General features: G+C 64.1%; 20 protein-coding genes, 1 tRNA gene and 1 pseudogene. 16 read left to right on the forward strand and 6 right to left on the reverse strand.

The genetic code is table 11. From position 1 onward, the window contains the following. Nucleotides 1-10 precede the first annotated feature (10 nt). The gene (gene pstS / locus BN973_RS24835; RefSeq protein WP_036471383.1) at nt 11-1,126 is read right to left on the reverse strand and encodes a phosphate ABC transporter substrate-binding protein PstS; all 1,116 of its coding nucleotides are present in this window, start codon (nt 1,124-1,126) and stop codon (nt 11-13) included. 185 nt (nt 1,127-1,311) lie between these two features. Beyond that, nucleotides 1,312-2,424, reverse strand: a complete 1,113-nt coding sequence (gene pstS, locus BN973_RS24840; RefSeq protein WP_036471384.1) for a phosphate ABC transporter substrate-binding protein PstS — start codon at nt 2,422-2,424, stop codon at nt 1,312-1,314. 218 nt (nt 2,425-2,642) lie between these two features. Between pstS (BN973_RS24840) and BN973_RS24845 the strand changes: the two genes are divergently transcribed. The 10 genes from BN973_RS24845 (at nt 2,643) to BN973_RS24890 (ending at nt 10,600) form a co-directional block, all read left to right on the forward strand. Continuing rightward, nucleotides 2,643-3,434 carry an SDR family oxidoreductase gene (locus BN973_RS24845; protein ID WP_036471385.1) on the forward strand — a complete coding sequence of 264 codons (792 nt, stop codon included), beginning with the start codon at nt 2,643-2,645 and terminating at the stop codon, nt 3,432-3,434. A gap of 24 nt (nt 3,435-3,458) precedes the next feature. Beyond that, complete coding sequence (locus tag BN973_RS24850; protein WP_036471386.1) at nt 3,459-4,535, forward strand: NAD(P)H-dependent amine dehydrogenase family protein; 1,077 nt, start codon at nt 3,459-3,461, stop codon at nt 4,533-4,535. Nucleotides 4,536-4,614: 79 nt separating this feature from the next. Next, nucleotides 4,615-5,328, forward strand: coding sequence for an SDR family oxidoreductase (locus BN973_RS24855; protein WP_036471387.1), 714 nt, complete (start codon nt 4,615-4,617; stop codon nt 5,326-5,328). 81 nt (nt 5,329-5,409) lie between these two features. Next, nucleotides 5,410-6,639: an Nramp family divalent metal transporter gene (locus tag BN973_RS24860; protein ID WP_036471388.1), complete on the forward strand. Its 1,230-nt coding sequence runs from the start codon at nt 5,410-5,412 to the stop codon at nt 6,637-6,639. A 127-nt stretch (nt 6,640-6,766) separates the two neighbouring features. Further along, entirely contained in the window at nt 6,767-7,087 is a 321-nt protein-coding gene (locus BN973_RS24865; protein WP_036471389.1) for a DUF732 domain-containing protein, read from the forward strand. A gap of 111 nt (nt 7,088-7,198) precedes the next feature. Then, nucleotides 7,199-8,263, forward strand: coding sequence for a poly-gamma-glutamate hydrolase family protein (locus BN973_RS24870; RefSeq protein WP_036471390.1), 1,065 nt, complete (start codon nt 7,199-7,201; stop codon nt 8,261-8,263). Nucleotides 8,264-8,285: 22 nt separating this feature from the next. Then, a complete protein-coding gene (locus tag BN973_RS24875; protein ID WP_036471391.1) occupies nt 8,286-9,110 on the forward strand; it encodes an LLM class F420-dependent oxidoreductase in 825 nt (274 codons plus the stop codon). 56 nt (nt 9,111-9,166) lie between these two features. Next, nucleotides 9,167-9,239: transfer RNA gene (locus BN973_RS24880), tRNA-Arg, on the forward strand. 267 nt (nt 9,240-9,506) lie between these two features. Next, nucleotides 9,507-10,025 (forward strand): helix-turn-helix domain-containing protein, encoded by a 519-nt coding sequence (locus tag BN973_RS24885; RefSeq protein WP_232232231.1) that lies wholly within the window; start codon nt 9,507-9,509, stop codon nt 10,023-10,025. Continuing rightward, entirely contained in the window at nt 10,025-10,600 is a 576-nt protein-coding gene (locus BN973_RS24890) for a DUF6036 family nucleotidyltransferase (RefSeq protein WP_036471392.1), read from the forward strand. Before BN973_RS24885 ends, BN973_RS24890 begins: the two co-directional genes overlap by 1 nt. 1 nt (nt 10,601) lies before the next feature. Here BN973_RS24890 and BN973_RS24895 read toward each other — a convergent pair. Further along, a pseudogene (locus tag BN973_RS24895) lies at nt 10,602-11,029 on the reverse strand (type II toxin-antitoxin system TacA family antitoxin). Between the two features lie 62 nt (nt 11,030-11,091). Here BN973_RS24895 and BN973_RS24900 point away from each other — a divergent pair. Both BN973_RS24900 and BN973_RS24905 read left to right on the forward strand, forming a co-directional pair. Further along, nucleotides 11,092-11,757, forward strand: coding sequence for a hypothetical protein (locus BN973_RS24900; protein WP_085200571.1), 666 nt, complete (start codon nt 11,092-11,094; stop codon nt 11,755-11,757). Then, nucleotides 11,754-12,356, forward strand: a complete 603-nt coding sequence (locus BN973_RS24905; RefSeq protein ID WP_036471394.1) for an RES family NAD+ phosphorylase — start codon at nt 11,754-11,756, stop codon at nt 12,354-12,356. The genes BN973_RS24900 and BN973_RS24905 overlap by 4 nt, the downstream gene beginning before the upstream one ends. A gap of 94 nt (nt 12,357-12,450) precedes the next feature. On the opposite strand, the gene BN973_RS24910 is transcribed toward BN973_RS24905, so the two are convergent. Beyond that, on the reverse strand, nt 12,451-13,389 hold the full coding sequence (locus BN973_RS24910; protein ID WP_036473030.1) for a fatty acid desaturase: 939 nt from the start codon (nt 13,387-13,389) through the stop codon (nt 12,451-12,453). Between the two features lie 157 nt (nt 13,390-13,546). Next, complete coding sequence (locus BN973_RS24915) at nt 13,547-13,981, reverse strand: hypothetical protein (RefSeq protein WP_036471395.1); 435 nt, start codon at nt 13,979-13,981, stop codon at nt 13,547-13,549. A gap of 553 nt (nt 13,982-14,534) precedes the next feature. On the opposite strand from BN973_RS24915, the gene BN973_RS24920 reads away from it, so the two are divergent. The 3 genes from BN973_RS24920 to BN973_RS24930 all read left to right on the forward strand — a co-directional run bounded on the left by BN973_RS24920 (nt 14,535) and on the right by BN973_RS24930 (nt 17,577). Further along, nucleotides 14,535-15,368, forward strand: coding sequence for an aspartyl/asparaginyl beta-hydroxylase domain-containing protein (locus BN973_RS24920; protein ID WP_084163540.1), 834 nt, complete (start codon nt 14,535-14,537; stop codon nt 15,366-15,368). Between the two features lie 27 nt (nt 15,369-15,395). Next, nucleotides 15,396-16,166, forward strand: a complete 771-nt coding sequence (locus tag BN973_RS24925) for an aspartyl/asparaginyl beta-hydroxylase domain-containing protein (protein ID WP_139830022.1) — start codon at nt 15,396-15,398, stop codon at nt 16,164-16,166. 190 nt (nt 16,167-16,356) lie between these two features. Further along, nucleotides 16,357-17,577 (forward strand): PucR family transcriptional regulator, encoded by a 1,221-nt coding sequence (locus BN973_RS24930; protein ID WP_051641483.1) that lies wholly within the window; start codon nt 16,357-16,359, stop codon nt 17,575-17,577. Nucleotides 17,578-17,626: 49 nt separating this feature from the next. Here the strand turns inward: BN973_RS24930 and BN973_RS24935 are convergent, their stop codons facing one another. Beyond that, a complete protein-coding gene (locus BN973_RS24935) occupies nt 17,627-18,655 on the reverse strand; it encodes a fused (3R)-hydroxyacyl-ACP dehydratase subunits HadA/HadB (protein ID WP_036471397.1) in 1,029 nt (342 codons plus the stop codon). A 463-nt stretch (nt 18,656-19,118) separates the two neighbouring features. Between BN973_RS24935 and BN973_RS24940 the strand changes: the two genes are divergently transcribed. After that, the gene (locus BN973_RS24940) at nt 19,119-20,117 is read left to right on the forward strand and encodes an AraC family transcriptional regulator (RefSeq protein WP_036471398.1); all 999 of its coding nucleotides are present in this window, start codon (nt 19,119-19,121) and stop codon (nt 20,115-20,117) included. Nucleotides 20,118-20,171 lie beyond the last annotated feature (54 nt).

Consider the following 20,171-nt stretch of genomic DNA (forward strand, 5'->3'; position numbering starts at 1 on the left):
CTGTTCTACATCACGAGATGGCGTTGACCGCGGCCGACAGCCTCGACCCGAACGCGTCCGGAATCGGAATGTATCCGTTGTCCGCCAAGCCATTCTGGCCGGCACCGATGCTGCTCTGCAGGAATGCCTTCACCGCCGAACCGACCTGGGCGTCGGGATACTTCGAGCAGACCACCTCATAGGTCGCCAACACGATCGGGTACGAGCCCGCCTGTTTCGGCCGGTAGAAGGAAATCGTGTCGAGGACCAGGTCGTTGCCCTGCCCGACGATCGAGGCTCCCGCGATCGTCTTGCCCACCGAGTCGCTGCTGATCCCGACCGGGTCCGGACCCGCCGATGTGACAACTTTCGCGATGTTCAGGTGTTGCGCCTGAGCGAAGGACCATTCGTTGTAGGTGATGGACCCCTCGGTGCCCTTGACGGCCGCACTGGTGCCGTCGTTGCCCTTGGCGCCCTCACCGACACCACCGTTGAACTTCTTGCCGGCGCCCTTGCCCCATGCCCCGTTGGAAGCGGCGTCGAGGTACTTCTGGAAGTTGTCCGTCGTCCCGGACTCGTCACTGCGGAACACGACGTGGATCGGCTCGCCCGGCAAGGTCGCGCCGGCGTTGATCGCCTGGATCGCGGGGTCGTTCCAGGTGGTGATACCGCCGTTGAAGATCTTCGCCAAGGTGGGGCCGTCGAGGTTCAGCGACGTCACCCCGTTGATGTTGAAGGTGACCGCGATCGGACCGAACACCGTAGGCAGGTTCCAGGCCTGCGCGCCGCCGCAGCGGGTTTGCGCGGCCGCGTACTCATCGTGACTCAGCGGTGAGTCCGATCCACCGAAATCGGTTTGTCCACCCGTGAATTCGTGGATTCCGGCACCCGAGCCGTTGGGCGTGTAGTTCAACGTCTGACCCGGGCAGGCCTGTTCGAACGCCTTGACGAACCGCGTCATCGCGTTCGCCTGGGCTGTCGAACCGCTTGCCTTCAGCGTCTTGGTGCCACCGCAGGTGACTTTGCCCGGCGGCGCGCCCGTCGTGGTGCTCCCCCCGGTCGCGTTGTTGTCGCTGCCGCATCCCGAGATAGCGAATGCTCCAGCAGCCAGCACCCCGACCAAGCCGCCAAACCGGTTGAGTTTCAATTCAGTTCCTCACCTTTACGATTGAATGCCGCAGCCCTAGCCGCAGCTTACAAAACCAACCGTCATCCCCGCGACCGGGAAGCTACAGTAAGAACAGGTTAACGTTCGGCAAAATTTGTCACCGTTCTCGCGCTTTGCCGCAATGCGAGACCCGCTCACAATCGCGGGATGCCAAGCGCTTACAATCACGAGATTGCGTTGACGGCAACCGACAACCGGAATATGAACGTATCCGGAACGGGAACATATCCGTTGTCCGCCAAGCCATTCTGGCCGGCGCCGATGGTGCTCTGCAGGAATGCCCGCACGGCCGCACCGACGTCGGGATCGGGATAATTCGAGCACACAACCTCATACGTCGCCAACACGATCGGGTACGCGCCCGGCTGATTCGGGCGATAAAACGAAATCGTATCGAGGGCCAAGTCGTTGCCCTGCCCGATGATCGAGGCTCCCGCGATCGTCTTGCCCACCGAGTCGGCGCTGATCGCGACGGGATCCGGACCCGCCGACGTGACGATCTTCGCGGTGCCCAGATGTTGCGCCTGAGCGAACGACCACTCGTTGTAGGAGATGGACCGGTCGTTGGCCTTGACCGCCGCGCTGGTGCCGTCGTTGCCCTTGGCGCCCTCACCGACACCGCCGTTGAACTTCTTGCCGGCTCCCCTACCCCACGCGCCCTTGGAAGCGGCATCGAGATACTTCTGGAAATTGTCCGTTGTCCCCGACTCGTCACTGCGGAACACGACCTGAATCGGCTCGGCGGGCAGGCTGACACCCGGGTTGAGTTCCTGGATCGCGCGGTCATTCCACCTGGTGATGCCGCCATTGAAGATTTTGGCCGTGGTTTGGCCGTCCAGGATCAGCGAATTCAGGCCGTTGACGTTGTAGGTGATCGCGATCGGGCCGATCACCACCGGCAGCTGCCAGGCCGGCGAGCCACAGCGACGCTCTGCCGCGGCATATTCGCCGGGTAGCAAAGGTGAGTCCGAACCCGCGAAATCAGTTTGATCGCCCGTGAATTCGCTGATGCCCGCACCCGAGCCGTTGGGTGTGTAATTCACCCTGTGACCCGGGCACGCCTGTTCATACGCCTTGAGGAACCGAGTCATGGCATTGGCCTGAGCCGTGGATCCGCTGGCCTTGAGTTTGGCTTTGCCGCCGCAGGCCACCTTCACCGGCGCAGCCGGTGTAGTCGTCTTTTCACCGCTTAAGGTGTTGTCGTTGCCACACGCCGACAAGACCACCGCAGCAGTAACCAGAACACCCAGGACGGCACCAAATCGGTTGATTTTCAATTCAATCCTTCGACGGGTATGAACGACGCTATCGTCGCAGGCCGTCGCGGGCGTCTGCAATTTCCGTCCCGATTCGCCAGCGGTAACACCGAGGCGGCATGCGGACGCCGCATCGCCGCTACCGTATGCCAAACTAGAACCTGTTCCAGAAATGCCGCGATCCGAGACGGTCAGTCTTGCTTCCGTTTCGGCCGACAACTCAACGAAGAGAGGCCGTAATGATCCTTGACAGGTTCCGTCTCGACGATAAAGTCGCCGTCATCACTGGTGGCGGCCGTGGCCTCGGGGCGGCTATGGCGGTGGCGTTCGCCGAAGCCGGCGCCGATGTCCTGATCGCCTCGCGCACGGAATCCCAACTAGAGGCCGTCGCAGAAGAGGTCCGTGCCGCGGGCCGCAAAGCCCACATCGTCGCTGCGGACCTGGCCCACCCCGAGGCCACCGCGAAGCTGGCCGAGCAGGCCGTCGAGGCGTTCGGCAAGCTGGACATCGTCGTCAACAACGTCGGCGGGACCATGCCCAATACGCTGCTGACCACGTCGACCAAGGACCTCAAGGACGCGTTCACCTTCAACGTCGCCACCGCGCACGCGCTCACCATCGCGGCGGTGCCGCTGATGCTGGAGCACTCCGGTGGCGGCAGCATCATCAACATCACCTCGACGATGGGCCGCCTGGCCGGACGCGGTTTCGCCGCCTACGCCACCGCCAAGGCCGCCCTGGCCCATTACACCCGGTCGGCAGCGCTGGACCTGTGCCCGCGCATCCGGGTCAACGCGATCGCGCCCGGCTCGATCCTGACCTCCGCACTGGACGTGGTCGCCTCCAACGACGAATTGCGCGCGCCGATGGAGAAGGTGACACCCCTGCGCCGCCTCGGCGATCCGGTCGACATTGCGGCTGCGGCAGTCTATTTGGCATCACCGGCCGGCAGCTTCCTGACAGGCAAGACGCTGGAGGTCGACGGCGGCCTCACCTTCCCCAATCTCGACATCCCCGTCCCGGACCTGTGATCGCCGACCACCAAGGAGCCCCTCATGCCCATCCCCGTCGTCCAACTGGGCACCGGCAACGTCGGTATCCACGCGCTGCGAGCGCTCATCACCAACCCCGAATTCGAACTCACCGGCGTCTGGGTGTCGTCGGATGCCAAAGCCGGTAAGGACGCGGCATCACTTGCCGGACTTCCGGATTCGACCGGCGTACTCGCCAGTACCGACCTCGATGCCGTGCTCGCCACGGGGCCCAAGTGCGCGGTGTACAACGCACTGGCCGACAACCGGCTGCCCGAGGCACTCGAGGACTACCGGCGCGTCCTGGCGGCCGGAATAAACATCGTCGGCAGCGGTCCGGTGTTCTTGCAGTACCCGTGGGAGGTGATTCCAGAGGAGCTGATCAAGCCACTCGAAGATGCTGCTCGCGAAGGCAATTCGAGCTTGTACGTCAACGGCATCGATCCCGGCTTCGCCAACGACCTGCTGCCGCTGGCGCTGGCGGGTACCTGTCAGAGCATCCAGCAGATTCGGTGCATGGAGATCGTCGACTACGCGACCTACGACAGTGCGGCGGTCATGTTCGACGTCATGGGATTCGGAAAGCCGATGGACGACATCCCGATGCTGCTGCAGCCCGGCGTGCTGAGCTTGGCGTGGGGATCGGTGATCCGGCAGATAGCGGCGGGCTTGGGCGTCTCGCTCGACGCCGTCACCCAGGAGTACGTCCGGATTCCCGCGCCCGAGGACTTCGACATCGCGTCCGGTCATATCGCCAAGGGCACCGCGGCGGCGCTGCGCTTCGAGGTGTTCGGCATGGTCGACGGCAAGCCCGCGATCGTCCTGGAACACGTCACCCGGTTGCGTCCGGACCTGCAGCCCGAGTGGCCGCAGCCCGCGCAGGAGGGCGGTTCGTACCGCATCGAGATCACCGGCGAGCCCTCGTACGCCGTGGACGTCTGCCTGGGCAGTCCGAACGGTGACCACAACCACGCCGGGCTGGTCGCCACCGCGATGCGGGTGGTCAACGCGATCCCGGCGGTGGTGGCCGCCGCGCCGGGCATCGTGACGACCCTCGACCTGCCACTGGTCCCCGGCAAGGGGCTCTACCTGCCCGGGTGATCGAAAGCACGGCATGAACCGCCGCCGTTTCGGCGTTCCCTCTAATCGGTTGCATGTGCGAGCGCGAAAGGGGAAAGCGATGTCGAAGCGGCGAGTACTGGTCACCGGCGCGTCAAAAGGAATCGGCCGTGCGGTGGTAGACCGCCTGGCTGGCGACGGCTTCGAGCCGATCGGGCTCGCGCGCAGCGCACCGCCCGACTTTCCCGGCCAGTTCGTTGCCGTCGACCTCGCCGATCGGGCCGCCACCGCGGCGGCGCTCGACACGATCGTCGCCGAAGGCCGGGTCGATGCGGTGGTCAACAACGTCGGCTTGGCCCGGTTCGGCCACATCGGGTCGGTAGATCTGGACGACTTGTTCCTCACCTACGACATGAACGTGCGCACCGCGGTGCAGGTCGTACAGGCCGTGCTGCCCGGCATGGTCCAGGCCCGGTGGGGCCGCATCGTCAACGTCAGCAGCCTGACGACGACCGGCGTCGACGAACGGACTCCGTACGCCGCCGCCAAGGGCGCGTTGGAGACCGCGACCCGCATCTGGGCCGGCGAGCTGGCCTCCTCGGGCATCACCGTGAACGCGGTGGCGCCCGGACCGATCGAGACCGAAATGTACCGGGAACGCAGCCCCGTCGGGTCGGCGCGCGAAGCGCTTGTGCTCAAGGACATCCCGATGCGGCGCGTCGGCACCCCCACCGAAATCGCCCACGTGATCTGCATGTTGCTGCACGAGGACGCCGGCTACATCACGGGCCAGATCGTACGGGTCGACGGTGGCGGGAGCATCGGCGCCAGCTAAACCGGCGGGCCGCGGCACACCGGCCGGGTTTTATCGGCTACCCTCACTTTTTTATTCGGTCGTACGTCGAGAGTCGGACAGTTGGCGCAGGACACCAGGGCCTCATTCAAGACGAGCTGGTATCTGCTGGGGCCGGCATTCGTCGCCGCGATCGCCTATGTCGATCCGGGCAACGTCGCCGCCAACGTCAGCTCCGGGACACAATTCGGCTATCTGCTGCTGTGGGTGATCGTCGCGGCCAATGTGATGGCCGGGCTGGTGCAGTACCTTTCGGCCAAGCTCGGGCTGGTGACCGGGCGCTCGTTGCCCTCGGCGATCGGCAAGGGGATGGGCCGCCCGCTCCGGCTGACCTTTTGGGTGCAGGCCGAAATCGTGGCGATAGCAACGGATGTCGCCGAAGTCATCGGTGGTGCGATCGCGCTGCGGATCCTGTTCGGTCTGCCGTTGCCACTCGGCGGGGTGATCACCGGGGTGATCTCGTTGCTGCTGCTGGCGATCAAAGACCGGCGGGGGCAGATCATTTTCGAGCGCGTCATCACCGGCTTGCTGCTGATCATCGCCGTCGGCTTCGCGGCCAGTTTCTTCGTCGCCACGCCTCCGTCCGACGCGGTGCTCGGCGGATTGTTGCCGCGATTCCACGGCACCGAAAGCGTGCTGCTGGCCGCGGCCATCCTGGGCGCCACCGTGATGCCGCACGCGGTGTATATGCACTCGGGTCTGGTCCTGGATCGGCACGGACATCCCGAGCCGGGCCCCGAGCGACGCTGGCTGTTGCGGGTCACGCGGGTGGATGTGGTGCTGGCGATGGCCGTGGCCGGAACGGTGAACGCGGCGATGCTGCTCGTCGCCGCGATCAACCTGCAGGACCAGCAAGACGTCGCGTCCATCGAGGGCGCCTACACCGCGATCCACAACACGTTGGGCCCGGCGATCGCGGTGCTGTTCGCGGTCGGCCTGCTCGCGTCCGGCTTGGCGTCGTCGTCGGTGGGCGCCTACGCCGGTGCGATGATCATGCAGGGTCTGCTGCACCGGTCGATACCGATGATCGTGCGCCGCTTGGTCACGTTGTGCCCGGCCGTCGCGCTGCTGGCGATCGGTCTCGACCCGACCCGCTCATTGGTGATTTCACAAGTCATTTTGTCGTTCGGAATTCCGTTCGCGGTGCTCCCGCTGGTCAGGCTCACCAGCAACCGCAAACTGATGGGCGGCGACACCAACCACCCGATCACCACCGCCATCGGCTGGGCGGTGGCGATACTGGTGACCGTGCTGAACGTCGTGCTGATCTATTTGACCGTGAAAGGGCACTGACAACCGGACATTCGCATTTCAGGCGTTCCGCCTGATTCGTCCAAGGTTTCTCTATTCTTCATATTTGCGCCGCTTTTGGCTCGCACACTTACGCGGCCTTAAATATCTTGACGGAAGGGACGCGCACATGCCTTCATCCCGCTGGCTGGCCAGACTCACCGCTCCGCTCATCGTTGGCGCCGCCCTGGTGACCACCGCTTCGGTAGCGGCGGCCGACACCGTCGACACCAACTTCCTGGCCCAGATGCGCGCCCTTGGGTTCACCTGGCCGCCGAACGAGGACGGCGACATCCTGTTTATGGCGCACCATATCTGTGCCGATCGGTGGAATGGCTGGTCGTCACAGCAAATTGCCGACGACGTCCACAACACCTTGGGCCCACGCGGCATCAATTTCGGTGACGTCACCTCCATGGTGAACCTCGCGGTATCGACCTACTGCCCATAGGGCGCGGCGCAGGTTCTGCAACCGCGGGCCGCAATTCGGAGCTTGTTTTACATAGCTATACGAAGCACATAGGCTCACCTGGTGCCGATTTGTCTGACGGTGAGCCGCTGAATGCAGGCGCGCCGACATCTCTACTTCGCATACGGCTCCAACCTGTGCGTCAGGCAGATGGCTCGGCGCTGTCCCGATGCCGCTGATCCGCGGCCGGCGGTGCTGTCCGATCACGATTGGCTGATCAATCAGCGTGGCGTGGCGACCGTCGAACCATTCGCCGGCAATCAGGTTCACGGGGTGCTCTGGCAACTCTCCGACCACGACCTGGACACCCTGGACAGCGCCGAGGGCGTTCCGATGCGCTACCGGCGCGACGAGTTGACCGTGCACACCGACGACGGCCCGGCAGCGGCCTGGGTCTACATCGACCACCGGGTGACCCCGGGACCGCCCCGCCCCGGCTACCTGCCAAGGATCATCGCCGGCGCCGTTCATCACGGGCTTCCGCAGCGCTGGATCGACTTCTTGAAACGCTGGGATCCCTCGCACTGGCCCCGACCGGTAGCCGCGCGATCGGCGTCCGGCCTTGGGCCACAGTCACTTTCGGAGCTGCTGATCCAGCCGGAGGTGGTCGAGGCCAGTCAGCTGCGGTCGCGTTTCGGCTTCATGGCCATTCATGGCGGCGGCCTGGAACAAATGACCGACGTCATCGCCGAACGCGCGGCAGCGGCCGCCGGCGCGTCGGTGTACCTGTTGCGCCATCCCGACCGCTACCCGCATCACTTGCCCTCGGCGCGGTTCGACCCCGCCGAGTCGCCGCGACTGGCCGAGTTTCTCGACCATGTCGACGTCGCGGTCTCACTGCACGGGTATGGGCGCATCGGGCGCAGCACGCAACTGCTGGCCGGCGGCCGCAATCGCACGCTGGCCGCCCACCTGGCCAAGCACATTGCGCTGAGTGGCTATCAGGTCGTCACCGACCTCGGCGATATCCCGCTCGAACTACGGGGGTTACATCCTGACAACCCGGTAAACCGGGTACGCGAAGGCGGCACACAACTCGAATTGTCCGTTCGCGTCAGGGGTCTCAGCCCGCGCAGCCCGCTGCCGGGATCTGACGGCCTATCGCCGGTCACCTCCGCCCTGGTTCAGGGCTTGGCGGCCGCGGCTCGCTCCTGGTAATTATTGCTAACTCATTTGGAGGTTGTTGGTGGCCAAGGATTTTCGATTTGGTATGAGCATGCGGTTCTTCAAGTCGCGCGAGGCACTCCTCGACAAGGCCAAGCGCGCCGAGGATTCCGGCTTCGACATTCTTTGTGTGCCAGACCATTTGGGCGCCGCGGCGCCATTTCCCACCCTAACCGCGGTCGCGATGGTCACCACGACGCTGCGGCTGAGCATGTACGTGCTCAACTCCGCTTTCTACAAGCCGGCCCTGCTCAGCCGGGACATGGGCGCCCTGGATCTGCTCAGTGACGGCCGCCTCGAGATCGGGCTCGGCACCGGCTACGTCCGCGAAGAGTTCGAGGCGGCGGAGATCCCCTACCCCAGCGCCGGCGCCCGGGTCGATTACCTCGAGCACATGACGAAGTACCTCAAGGAGCACCACCCGTCGACACCGCTGATCATCGCCGGCAACGGGGACCGCGTGCTGACCATCGCCGCCCACCACGCCGACATCATCGGGTTGACCGGCTCCAAGGTGCGCGACGTCGAGGACCCGTTCGCCGAACGTGTGGACTTCGTCCGCAAGGCCGCCGGCGATCGGTTCGACTCGCTCGAGCTGAACCTGGCGATCACGGCGATGCCACGCGACGGCGAGACCGAGCCCGACCTGAAGCTGACCCGCGCCTACGCGCCGGATCTCACCGACGAGCAGATCCTGTCCCAGCCCTCGGTGCTCAGCGGTTCTCCCCGCGAGATCGCCGACACGTTGCTGGGCTACCGGGAGAAGTACGGCGTGTCCTCCTTCACCGTGCAGGACAACAACATCGCCAACTTCTCGAAGGTGATCGCCGAACTGCGCTGACCGTCGTCGCGGCCAACGGGCCTGAGCCTGCCGTCACGGTAAGCTCAGGCCCGTCCGCCCTCGTAGCTCAGGGGATAGAGCACGGCTCTCCTAAAGCCGGTGTCGCAGGTTCGAATCCTGCCGGGGGCACTCGTTGTTTGCGCAGGTCAGCAATGGTTTTGAGATGTCTGCCGACTCGTCGCGTCTGGTTCTGGTCGGTGATTGATTGGCATCAGATGGCGCAGCCTGACCCGCGATAGTCAATCGCAGCGGCTCAACCGCCGATGAGCGCGCGAGCGTCTTCCATCGACAGCATCAGGTGCAACGCAGAGGGGACGCAGAACGTGCTAGCCGCATCGTGCAGCGCGGACAAAAGCGGACCGGAGCTACCTATAGTAGAGAATGCTATAGTTGAGCATGACCGGTCGGAGTGACGTATTGCGGACGGTGATGCACGAAACAGGCACCACCCAGTCCGAGTTGTCTCGGCTCAGCGGCGTGCACCAGCCGAGCATCAGCCAGTTCCTCTCCGACAAGGTTGAACTCAGCGATGAGCAGCTCGACCGACTTTTGTCCTGTATGGGGTACCGACTCGAGATCACCCGCCAACCAGTCACTCCCAAGCTGACACGTTCAGAACGCCGCTCGTGGAAACTGCACCGCGAGCTGGCCAGACACCTGACGCGGTCGACTCTCACACAATGGCAACCCACGATCGAGCACAACCTGCGACGATTGCGGTCCGGCGTCACCGGCCAGCCGCATATGAGAAATCTCGACCGCTGGGAATCGCTCGTGAGAGACGGCGACGTACCCGGCCTTCATCGCGTCCTTACTGGACTCGGCCGCGATTGCATCGAGATGCGCGAAGTCTCACCGATGGGTGGACTGCTTCCCGATGAGGAGCGGATCCGCGTTCTACGCACGGTTCGCTGATGCGCCGCGACCAGCTTGAGCATGCTATCCGGGCCGCCTGCCAAATCACCGGCCTGACTGAAGTGATTATCGTCGGCTCCCAAGCGATTCTCGGCACATATACCGACGATCAGCTACCCTTCTACGCCACCAGGTCGGTCGAAGTCGACGTTCTGCCGATCACCGACGACACGGGTGAAATCGCCCGTCTTGCAGATGAACTCGAGGGAGCAGCGGGCGAGTTCTCCCCGTTTGAGCAGCTTCACGGTTTCAGCATCGACGGCGTGGACCTGCAGACCTCGGCACTGCCCGACGGATGGCGCGATCGACTGGTCAAAGTCCAGAACGAGAACACCGCCGCCCCATCGGGCGATCCTCAATTCATCGGATGGTGCCTCGACAAGGAAGACCTGTGTGTTGCGAAACTGTGTGCCCTACGGGAGAAGGACCAGAATTTCGTCGACGCACTGATCGCAGCTGATCTTGTTGACCCGCAAGCCATCGCAACCCGCCTAGCGGCCGTACCTGAACACTATCGGAGAGCCTCCCAACGAGCGGCCGCCTGGCTCACTCACCGCACAAACAGCGTTGAGTAGCTTAGGAAGCTGCGGACAACTGCGGCCGCGATGGCGGCCCCTCGGTGTCGAAAATAGACCGCTCAACGAACAACTTCTCCAACCGAAGGCTTGTGTGAGACGGGCCGGTCCAGCGCGGCGAGGAACTCAGTCCACGCGGCATCGGTGAGCACGAAGAGCCGGCGGTCGGCCAGCACGTCGCGCGCGTGCGCCAACGCCGCTGTCACCGTAAAAGTGGTGAAGTCAGTCCCCTCGACCTCGGCGGCACGACGAATCAGCGCGTCCCGCTCAGCGGGTCAGGCGCGCTGAAAGACGCCAGGTCTTCCGCTGAGGCTTGGCAGCCATGCCATCAACTGTGTGACTGATAGGCGTACAAGTAAACGTTGGCAAGCCGCGACCACTAAGCGCTCTGGTGCTCGCCTGCCGCCGCAGACGCTTGCCGCGTAGCAGGCCGCCGTAGGTTCCTAAAAGGCATCAACAGCGGTGGCGTAGATACGTCGTATACTGACGACATGACTACGACTGAGGCCGTGGCAACGTCCGAGCTCGCCGCGCTGCTCGCCCGGGTCAATGACGCGACAAAGTTGTTACAGCGCTCCACGACGGTTCCCGGCGAGGTTGCTCAGCTCGTCGACAGTTTCGAGCCGACACTGGGCGCGGCGACGCCGTTGCGTCTCGAAGCCGACCCGTACCTGACGACGACGCTGTGGGCCGCGGCGTTTCGCGCGGAGAAAGCCCTTCGTCGCGATGATGACGAGCAGCAACGTCGTGATGTGCGCATCGCGCTCGAGCAATTCCGCCATGCGTTACGCGACATTGTCGAGAACCGGCCGTACAACGATGACGCTCCGGTCCGCGACGTTCTCAGCAAATCCGCCGAGGTCCTCGCCGCCCCGCAGAAAACCCTGGCCGAGCTGCTCGGGGTCTCCGTTCGTCAGCTGCAACGCTGGCTCGCCGATGACGGGACGGAGCCTGCGGCTGATGACGCCGCGCGAATCCGCGTCGTGGGGCAGTTGGTGAATCAGTTGCGCCATTCCTTCACCGGTCCGGGCGTCATCGCCTGGTTCGATCGGGAACACCCCGTGTTAGGCCAGCAGCCAATCAAGCTGCTCGACGATCCCCTGCGCTATCCGGCACTCCTGCAAGCCGCGACCGCTACCCGTGCAATGACTGCATGAAACTGACGGTGTTCCGCCACGCGTCGTATGACTCGCCGTGGTGGGCATTTCCCAGCTCGCGCGCCGGTCGTTTCCACCACGCAAAGAGCCAGACCGTCCAGTACCTGAGTCTGCATCCGCTGGGCCCAGCCGCCGAGATGCTTCGCCACAACGTCGGGCCCACCGGCAATCCCGATGATGTCGTATTGAATTTGTGGACGGCAGTCATCGACGTGGAGAACCCGACCCGGGTCGACTTCGACGACTGCGCGACATACGGACTGACGGCCGACGAGCTGATCGGCGACGATTACACGCCGACGCGGGCCTTGGCCGATGCCGTCCGAAATGCCGGCGCCACCGCAATGATCGTGCCCTCGGCCGCGCTACCGGGAACCCACAACCTGATCCTGTTCGGCGTGCGGATTCTGAACCCGTACTTGGACACTCCACGAAGCGCCGAGGAAGTCCCGACCGGGCACCTCGCCGACGCCGCCCGTCCACCAGCCGAGGTGGTCCCGTACGTGCGCTGGTTCGGCGCACCGCACACCGCAGTAGAGCAGTGGAAGGCGACCGGACGCTACGACCTGTTCGACGATCCAATCCCCACCCGGTGGTAGCTGACATCCATTGCAGTCCAGTCACTTTGCCGCAAATATCGTCAAAAATATTGTGCAACAGTATCTTTCGTCAATTCGAGTGCGACGCGGATGCCTATTCGTGCAGATGCGGCGCATCAGCCGAGATCGGGCCACGCAGTTGCCGCGCCACGGCCGTGAACCAGCCGAGGTGGAATTGGTCACCGTCGGCCGCGAACGCCGCGCGGAGTTCGTACCACGGCAGGCCGGGATGCCGGTGGTGAACGCTGTGCAAATTGAAGGCGAGGACGAATAGCTCCAGCGGTCCGGGCAGCCGGAGATTCATCGCCTCCAACCGAGCGTCCAGCCGGGTGCCGTAGTGATACGCATTGTCCGCGACCGAGATCAGCACCGCCCGGGCAACGAGCGCGGCGGCGAGCATCCAGACATGTCGACCGTAGGCAACACCGGCAATTGCGTACACGACGACCACCGCCACCGCGTCGGCCCGGAACTCGCGCAAGTGTCGTCGGCCGATGCCCTCGATCAACATGCCGCCGAACGTGTCGGGGGAGTCGAGCAGCCGCGCTAAGTAGCGCCAGAGCCGGCGCGGTGCGGCGGCAAGCAGCACCGACGCCACCTCGATGAGGTAAAGCCCGCCGAGCAGGTGCAGGTAGTAGCCGGGAGCCGCCGCCGCCCAACTCGAGGTTGCCGGGTCATAGACCTCGGTCCGTTCCCGGCGACTCCGGTTGTACCGGTGATGGAGCAGATGGGCGGACTTGAGCAGCACGAAAGGCGCGCCGTAGCCGACGGCAAGTATCCGCCCGAATCGATCGTTCCATGTCCGTTGGCGCAGCAAGGTGGCGTGGATCGCCTCATGGATCAGGGACCACAACGGGGTGGAGAGCAGCACCAACGGCACCAGCAGCCATCCCCAGGCCGGATCGGCGGGCAGCAGGGCGAGCGGCAGCACTGCCAGCTGGAGGCCGAGGCCGGCCAGCGCGGCCGCGATAAGCACGAGGGAGATGACGTGATCGGGCGTACCGTTTGTCGCCCGCGCGCGCTTTGGCGTCATCGACGGGCGCTTGGCCCGCCTGCCTGACGACAGGATTAACACCATTGCCGGCTGCCCCCTGTTTCAGCGCCAGTCGATGCCTGACGGATCGGAGTCGGATCGTCGTTGAACACTTGGGTGATGGCCTATGCCTCGCTGCCGGCCATGTCGAATACGCTCAGCGAACGGGTGCGTCGGCGGTGTCAGCGGCCCGCCTGGCGAGCGCGAGCAACGCACCGGCATAAAGGAAGTCGGATGCCGTGCCGACCATCACCGGGGGTGCGATCGCTACCACGATGTTCGGTGTGCCGGCCAGCAGGTGGCCTACGTAGAGCCACACCGCACTTAGCGTCGAAGTTCCGAGCGCGGCTAACCAGAAGCCGCGCACGGGATTCGACGGCCAGCGAAAAAGTCGTTCGAGCACCAGCACCGCAACCAGGGTTGCGATCACGCTCAGTCCTACCTGCGCCAGGCCCGCGCGCAGAGCCACGCCCAAGCCGAGCCGATGTTGAGCGAACGCCGCCCAACAGCCGTATGCCCCACCCCCGATCAGCGCGGCCAACACCGGTCGCACCTGCTCCCTGAGCCGCCTGCTGCCGAGAAGTGCGCTCATTCGGCTAGCCCCTCGCTCGTCGCGGCCGGCCGCTGCGCCATCGAGCGAGTTCTGTGGCGCGCAATTTTATGGAAGGCGAATTTGAGGGAAAAGAATTTACCTCATCTAAAACTGCGGTATGCATGAAAACCCTTTTGTTGGGTACGCCAAACATCGATTCAGCTGCCGCTATTGCTTCCTGCGCCAATCATCCTCGCATTGCATGGGACTATTCGCAACGACCCCGACCGTCGATTCGCTTCCCGAGCGCCCGCCCATGGCAAGGCAGCTGCACCCGACTTCGGGCTGGTGGTCGCCGCCGGTTGGCCCGCCAATCTGTCCGCTGAGTTGCCATTGCATGACCGGTCGGTGACGAAACGTGTTGTCGGAGGGGCGTGTTGAGCGCCAAACGAGGTTGTGGTTAGGATCGGGCCAGCGGCCCTGGGCCCGGACAGCATGAGCCCCTACTATTTCGCTCGACTCTTTTGTGCCGTAGACGTGACTAACCCACGCCACCAACATTTGCAGTCCGACAATATGTTTGCGAGATGGCGGTGGCAGAAAGGCTGATTCCATGGCAGGTTCCGTCCGACGCACCGAAGGTGTCGAAGACACTTTGAGCCGGCCGGGGCTCGTGAATCGGGCACTGATGGGTATAGCCGAATGGGCTCAGGGGCTCAACGAAAAGTACTCGAAACTTCGCAATCGACCCGTCTATGACGTCGCCGAATTCCCTTGGGCGGCCGATGTCGAGCGCGAGTGGCACCACATCCGTGCCGAACTCGATGCCCTGCTCACTCGCAAAGAGGAGCTACCCGGCTGCCACGAAATCTTGAGTGAGCTGCGCTCGATCAGCACCGACCGCGACTGGAAATCGTTTGTATTCGCCTGCTACGGCGCCAAGTCGAACGAAGCCATTCGGCAGTGCCCACAAACCTGGCGCGTCCTGCAGACGATCCCCGGCATGAAGACGGCGATATTCTCGGTCCTCGAGCCTGGAAAGCACCTCAAGCCGCATCGCGGGCCCTACAACGGGGTGCTCCGGCTCCATCTCGGCCTGCTCGTGCCGGACGCGCCGCCAAGGACGGTCGCGATCCGGGTGGACGACACCGTCTGCCATTGGGAAGAAGGAAAGGTCCTGATCTTCGACGACTGCTACGAGCACGAGGCTTGGAACCAATCCAACGAGACCCGCGTCGTACTGTTCGTCGACTTCGTCAAGCCACTACGTTTCCCCGCGTCGTTCGTCAATCGGCTGATCCTCAACATCGCGGCCTTCACCCCGTTCATCAGGGAGGGAAAGAAGGCTCAGAAGAAATGGGAGGAGGGCTTTTACGGAAACGGAAGCTCGCCTGCGACTGCCGCGCCGATCGTTGCCCCAACCCAACGTTCGAGCCACACCGCATAGCTCGGTCAACGAGTGCGAGCGAACGAAATGTCTTCTGGGACAACCGAGTACAAGACTGCGAAGCTCCCGTCTGGCCGCGAGCTGGTGATCTCCCTCGGGCTCTGGATCCTACCGATCGTCGACCGGATCATGATGTGGTCAGCGGCCACGAAGGAATACCAGGTCTTCCCGAACGAGATATTCTCTTGGACAACGCATCTCGCCGAGAACTGGACGGCCATCCGCGACGAGGCGCAGGCGTTGATGGGCGACCCGATGTCCATACCCTCGTTGCGCGAGATTTCGGTCGATCATGAAAAGATCGCGGTCGATGATCGCTGGCGCTCGTTCTTCCTCTGGGGGTACGGGATCCGCAGCGACGTAAACTGCGCCCGCTGCCCCGAAACGGCACGAATGCTGGAACGCATCCCCGGCCTGCTGACCGCCATGTACTCGGTGATGCTGCCGGGCGCGCATGTGCCGCGCCACACCGGGCCGACCAAGGCCATCATCACCGCCCACCTGGGGCTGATCGTGCCGCGCGAGCGCCAGAACTGCCGGATGGAGATCGGCGACCACGAGGTGGTGTGGCGGGAGGGCCAGATCGCGATCTTCGACGACATGTTCCCGCATGAGGTGTGGAACGACACCGAGGATCATCGGGTGGTGCTACTGCTCCACGTGAAGCGACCGCTCTGCTTCCCGGGTTCGTTGGTGCGCGACACATTGTTCGCTCTGTTGCGGGCAAGCCCTTTCGTGCGCGACGGGGTGCGCAACATCGAGCGGTGGCATGAAGTCGGTGCTGCCGCAGCCGAGTGACGATGGGCCGTATATCGGGCGATCAGCAAACCCAGAACCACGGCATCCGTTCGTAGGAATCGCTGCTGGTGCACTACTTCCCGGCGTGAACGGCGATTCGTCCTATGGTTAGGACCACTAACGGGCTACCGTCGACTAATGGCCAACGCACCCCAGCGGCGAGGCTGGCGTGAATAGCGACGTCGCTAGGATGGTCGCTCGACTCGACGAGCGTGCGGCCACGATCAGTGACATTCTCTGCACCACGGCCCAAGACAATGTTCCGGAACTTCCCCGCGATGACACGATGAGCAAGTTGATGCGCAGTGCGATGCGGGATCATCTGCAGACGATCTTCGCCGCGTTGCTTCACGACAACGACGTCACGAAGATCGCTGCACCGGCGACACATGTCGAGTACGCCAAAGCCCTTGCACGCCGTGATGTTCCGATCAGCGCGATGATGCGCGGTCACCGGTTGGGGCAGCGCCAGCTAAGCGAGGTGGTGTTCACGGAGCTGCAGGCCCTCGGCATGGCGCCGGCGAGCCAGGCCGCGGTAATCGAGACCCTGGCCAGGACGTTGTTGAAGTACGTTGACGTGGTATCGGAGCAGGCGCTCGCGGCTTACCAGGGCGAGCACCGCGCGCAGCTGGAGGCTCAGCGCATCGCGCGTGCAATACAGATTCGCGACGTGCTTGACGCCGGCGCACCGTTTGACGTCGATGCCGTTTCCGCGACCCTCGGCTATCCATTGAGTTGGCAGCACCTTGCGCTCATCGTCTGGTACCCAACCGGGCAGACAACACCCGACCAGCTCGCGAGCCTGTCGGAGTTCGTCGATGTGTTGGCCGCAGCTGTCGGGACTTCGGCACGCCCGCTGCTGGCCGGAACCGATTCGGCCACCTTGTGGGTTTGGTTGCCGTTTCGTTCGGTGCCCGGTGAGGCCGTCATGAAAATCCACGAATTCGTGCGCTCACGGACGAACGCGCCCAACATCGCGATCGGGGCGATGGGTTGCGATGTTGCGGGATTTCGCCGATCTCATCGTCAGGCGCAGCGCGCACGCGAAGCCGTGCGGGCGCACGGTGTTCAGCAAAATGTGGTGATCGCGGCCACGGATGCCGATGTTGTTGGTTCGGCGCTGCTGGACGCCGATGGCGAGGAAGTACGCGGGTGGGTGCACGACGTCCTTGGTCCGCTGGCGTCGGACAGCGACGACGACGCCCGCCTGCGGGAGACATTGCGCATATTCCTCCGTTTCGGTAGGCCCTACCGGGTCGCAGAGGAACTCGGCATTTCGCTGCGGGCCGTAAAGGACGAAATGGAGCGAGCCATCACCAGACGCGGGCGCCCGATCGACGACAGGCGCAACGTCGAACTCGCACTGCTGGCCTGTCAGCGGTACGGCTCCGCCGTCCTAAAGCCCGGCTAGGACCTCCTGCCCGGCCGAGAGACGGCGCATCGCCTCGAAGGTCGCCTGATCAGCGGAAGCGGACGGTCAACGTCGCCAAACCGAAGATCTTGCGGCCACCTGACTTCGCGCCGACGATGACGACTCCGGTGCGGGTCGCCGGGTCCAGCGACTTGATCCGGCCGCTGTACTCGATGTCCGCACCCTCGGCGGCCGACACGATCACGGGCTGGGACAGCCGCACCGCATAGCGGGTCACCGCGCCGGGGTCACCCGACCACGCGGAGCCGAACCCGGCACCCAAACCCATGGTGAGCATCCCGTGAGCGATCACATCGGGCTGTCCCGCCATCTTGGCGAGGTTCTCGTCCCAGTGCAGCGGGTTGGCGTCGCAGGCCACGCCGGCGTAGTTCACCAGGTCGCCGCGGGACAGTCGGGCGTGGTGCACCGGTAGCTCGTCGCCGACGTTCACGTCTTCGAAGGACGGCGTCCCCGGGATGCGGGTCGCGCCTCCTTCGGCGATTCGAACCTCGTCGGCGGGGCGCACCGTCTTCTCATAGCCCGCATCGGAGTAGTCGATTCCGGCGAGGTTCACGTCGTGCATCATCACTTGCTGCGCGGTCGCCCTGATCGCCGGATCGACATCCTCGGCGGTGACGCCGACGACGGTGGTGTGCAAGGTATGCACCCGCTCGCCGGCGGGGTCGGTGAAGGTGTTGGTCACGGTGATCAAGTCCCTGCCGGCGAACCTGCGCACCGATGACAGTTCAACGTCAATGTGCAGTTCGTCGCCGGCCACGATCGGTCGATGCTGCTCGAAGACCTCTTCGGTCTGCAGGTACATCTCGTAACCAATGACCACCGATTCGAACAGATGGCGGTTTGCCGCCATGGCCGGTGCCGACGTGAACGTCAGCGGCGCCACCAGGTCCGAATATCCCAGCTCCGCGGCGGCGGCGACATCCCAGTGCGCGGGGTGATAGTCCTGCACGGCACGGGCGAACTCACGCACCTTTTCGCGGCCGACCTGGTAGGTGTCTTCCATCGGGTAGTAGTGGCCGACCCGCGATTCGAGCGTCGACGAGTCTGCTGCGGTCATGACTTTCCCCACCTGTTCTATTCGGTAGCCCGCTGGGGCCAACCAAAGAACACTAACGCGTGGGCACCGTGGCACTACGCACCGATGCGCTTTGCCGTTTGCTCGACGAGATTATTCAGACGCCATTTCGCCAAACATTTTGGCGGCCTTGATTATCCGTCGACTTTGCGGACGAATCGCCCCAGCGGGCGCGCCCTCCCCAGCGCGGCGATGAGCGCTGGCCGGGCGAACTCAGCGCCGAGGATCGGAAATATCTGCCCACCCGACAGCGCTGGCTATGAGGTAAATCCAACGATGGATGGCTCGCGCACACAATGCGCCGGGTCGCGCACCTGCGGTAGGTCACCTCTACTAGACGGGCATACTTGATGGTCATTTGGTCAGGCGCAAGTTTGGGATGAGGCGATTTCGAGCTCCCATGAACAGAGGGAACCAAGTCGGTGCCAGGTCGCGGCGTCCACGCGTGGTGAGTAGCTACGTCGCCGAGCGCAGCGACACGCGCTGTGCGCTCGACGACCCGGCGGCCTACTGGGTCGACCATGTCTGCGCGAATCACGGCTCGTTGCACTTTGTTTTTCCGGACACCGCCAAATTCCGGGCAGGCAGCATTGTGCAGCACAACGGAGATCACCGCGTGGTCGATTTCTGGTCGGAAGGCTTGCACTACGCCAAGACGCACGCCGACGTGCGCGCCGACGGAGATCTCGGAAGCATGTTGTTCCTCATCCGCAGCGGTGTGCTCGAATTCGAGCAAGACCACCGCCAGGTTCGGCTGCAGCCCGGACAGGGGCTGCTGCTGAGCAAGTCTCGTGCTCTTCAGATCCGGCACGGATCCTGGGCGCGCGGCTGGACGTTCGATGTCGCAGACGCCCGCCGGCCCCTCAACCTGCCGCAGGGCCCCTTCGTGATGGACGTCAGCCGCGGGCTGGGCTCGGTGGTCAGCGCGATGATCTCGACGGTGAGCGCGCAGTACGAAACCCTCGACGATTACGAGTTCTCGCGCTCCTGCGCCACCATCAACGACCTGTTGTTCGCCTGCATGACCGGCCGCGGGGGAACTCCTGACACGCTCGGTGTCGTCGAGCAGGCGGTCCGCGCACACGTCGCGCGCCACGCGAGCAACCCCGACCTGACGCCGACCACCGTCGCTCACTCGTTGGGCTGGTCGGTCCGGCAAATTCAGCTAGCGCTTCAGCGGGCCGGCACCACGACCAGCGATCTGATCCGCACCACCCGGCTTACCCGCGCCGCCGATCTGCTGCGCCAGTCGCCGAGCACCTCGATCGACAGCATCGCCATCGCCAGCGGCTTTCGTTCGAGAAGCACCTTCAACACCGTGTTCAAGCAGCACTTCGGCCTGACCCCAAGCGAAGCGCGTATGCGGGCCGTACCGCACCGGGAACTGCGATCACCTGCCCATGTGGTGTCGCACCACGGTAAGGATTGTTCCGCCGCAAATTGACGGCAATGTGGCCACGATAGCTTCGTAATAGCTTGTGGCTCTGAAGAGTTGCGG

The organism is Mycobacterium triplex, assembly GCF_000689255.1.
Classification (GTDB): domain Bacteria; phylum Actinomycetota; class Actinomycetes; order Mycobacteriales; family Mycobacteriaceae; genus Mycobacterium; species Mycobacterium triplex.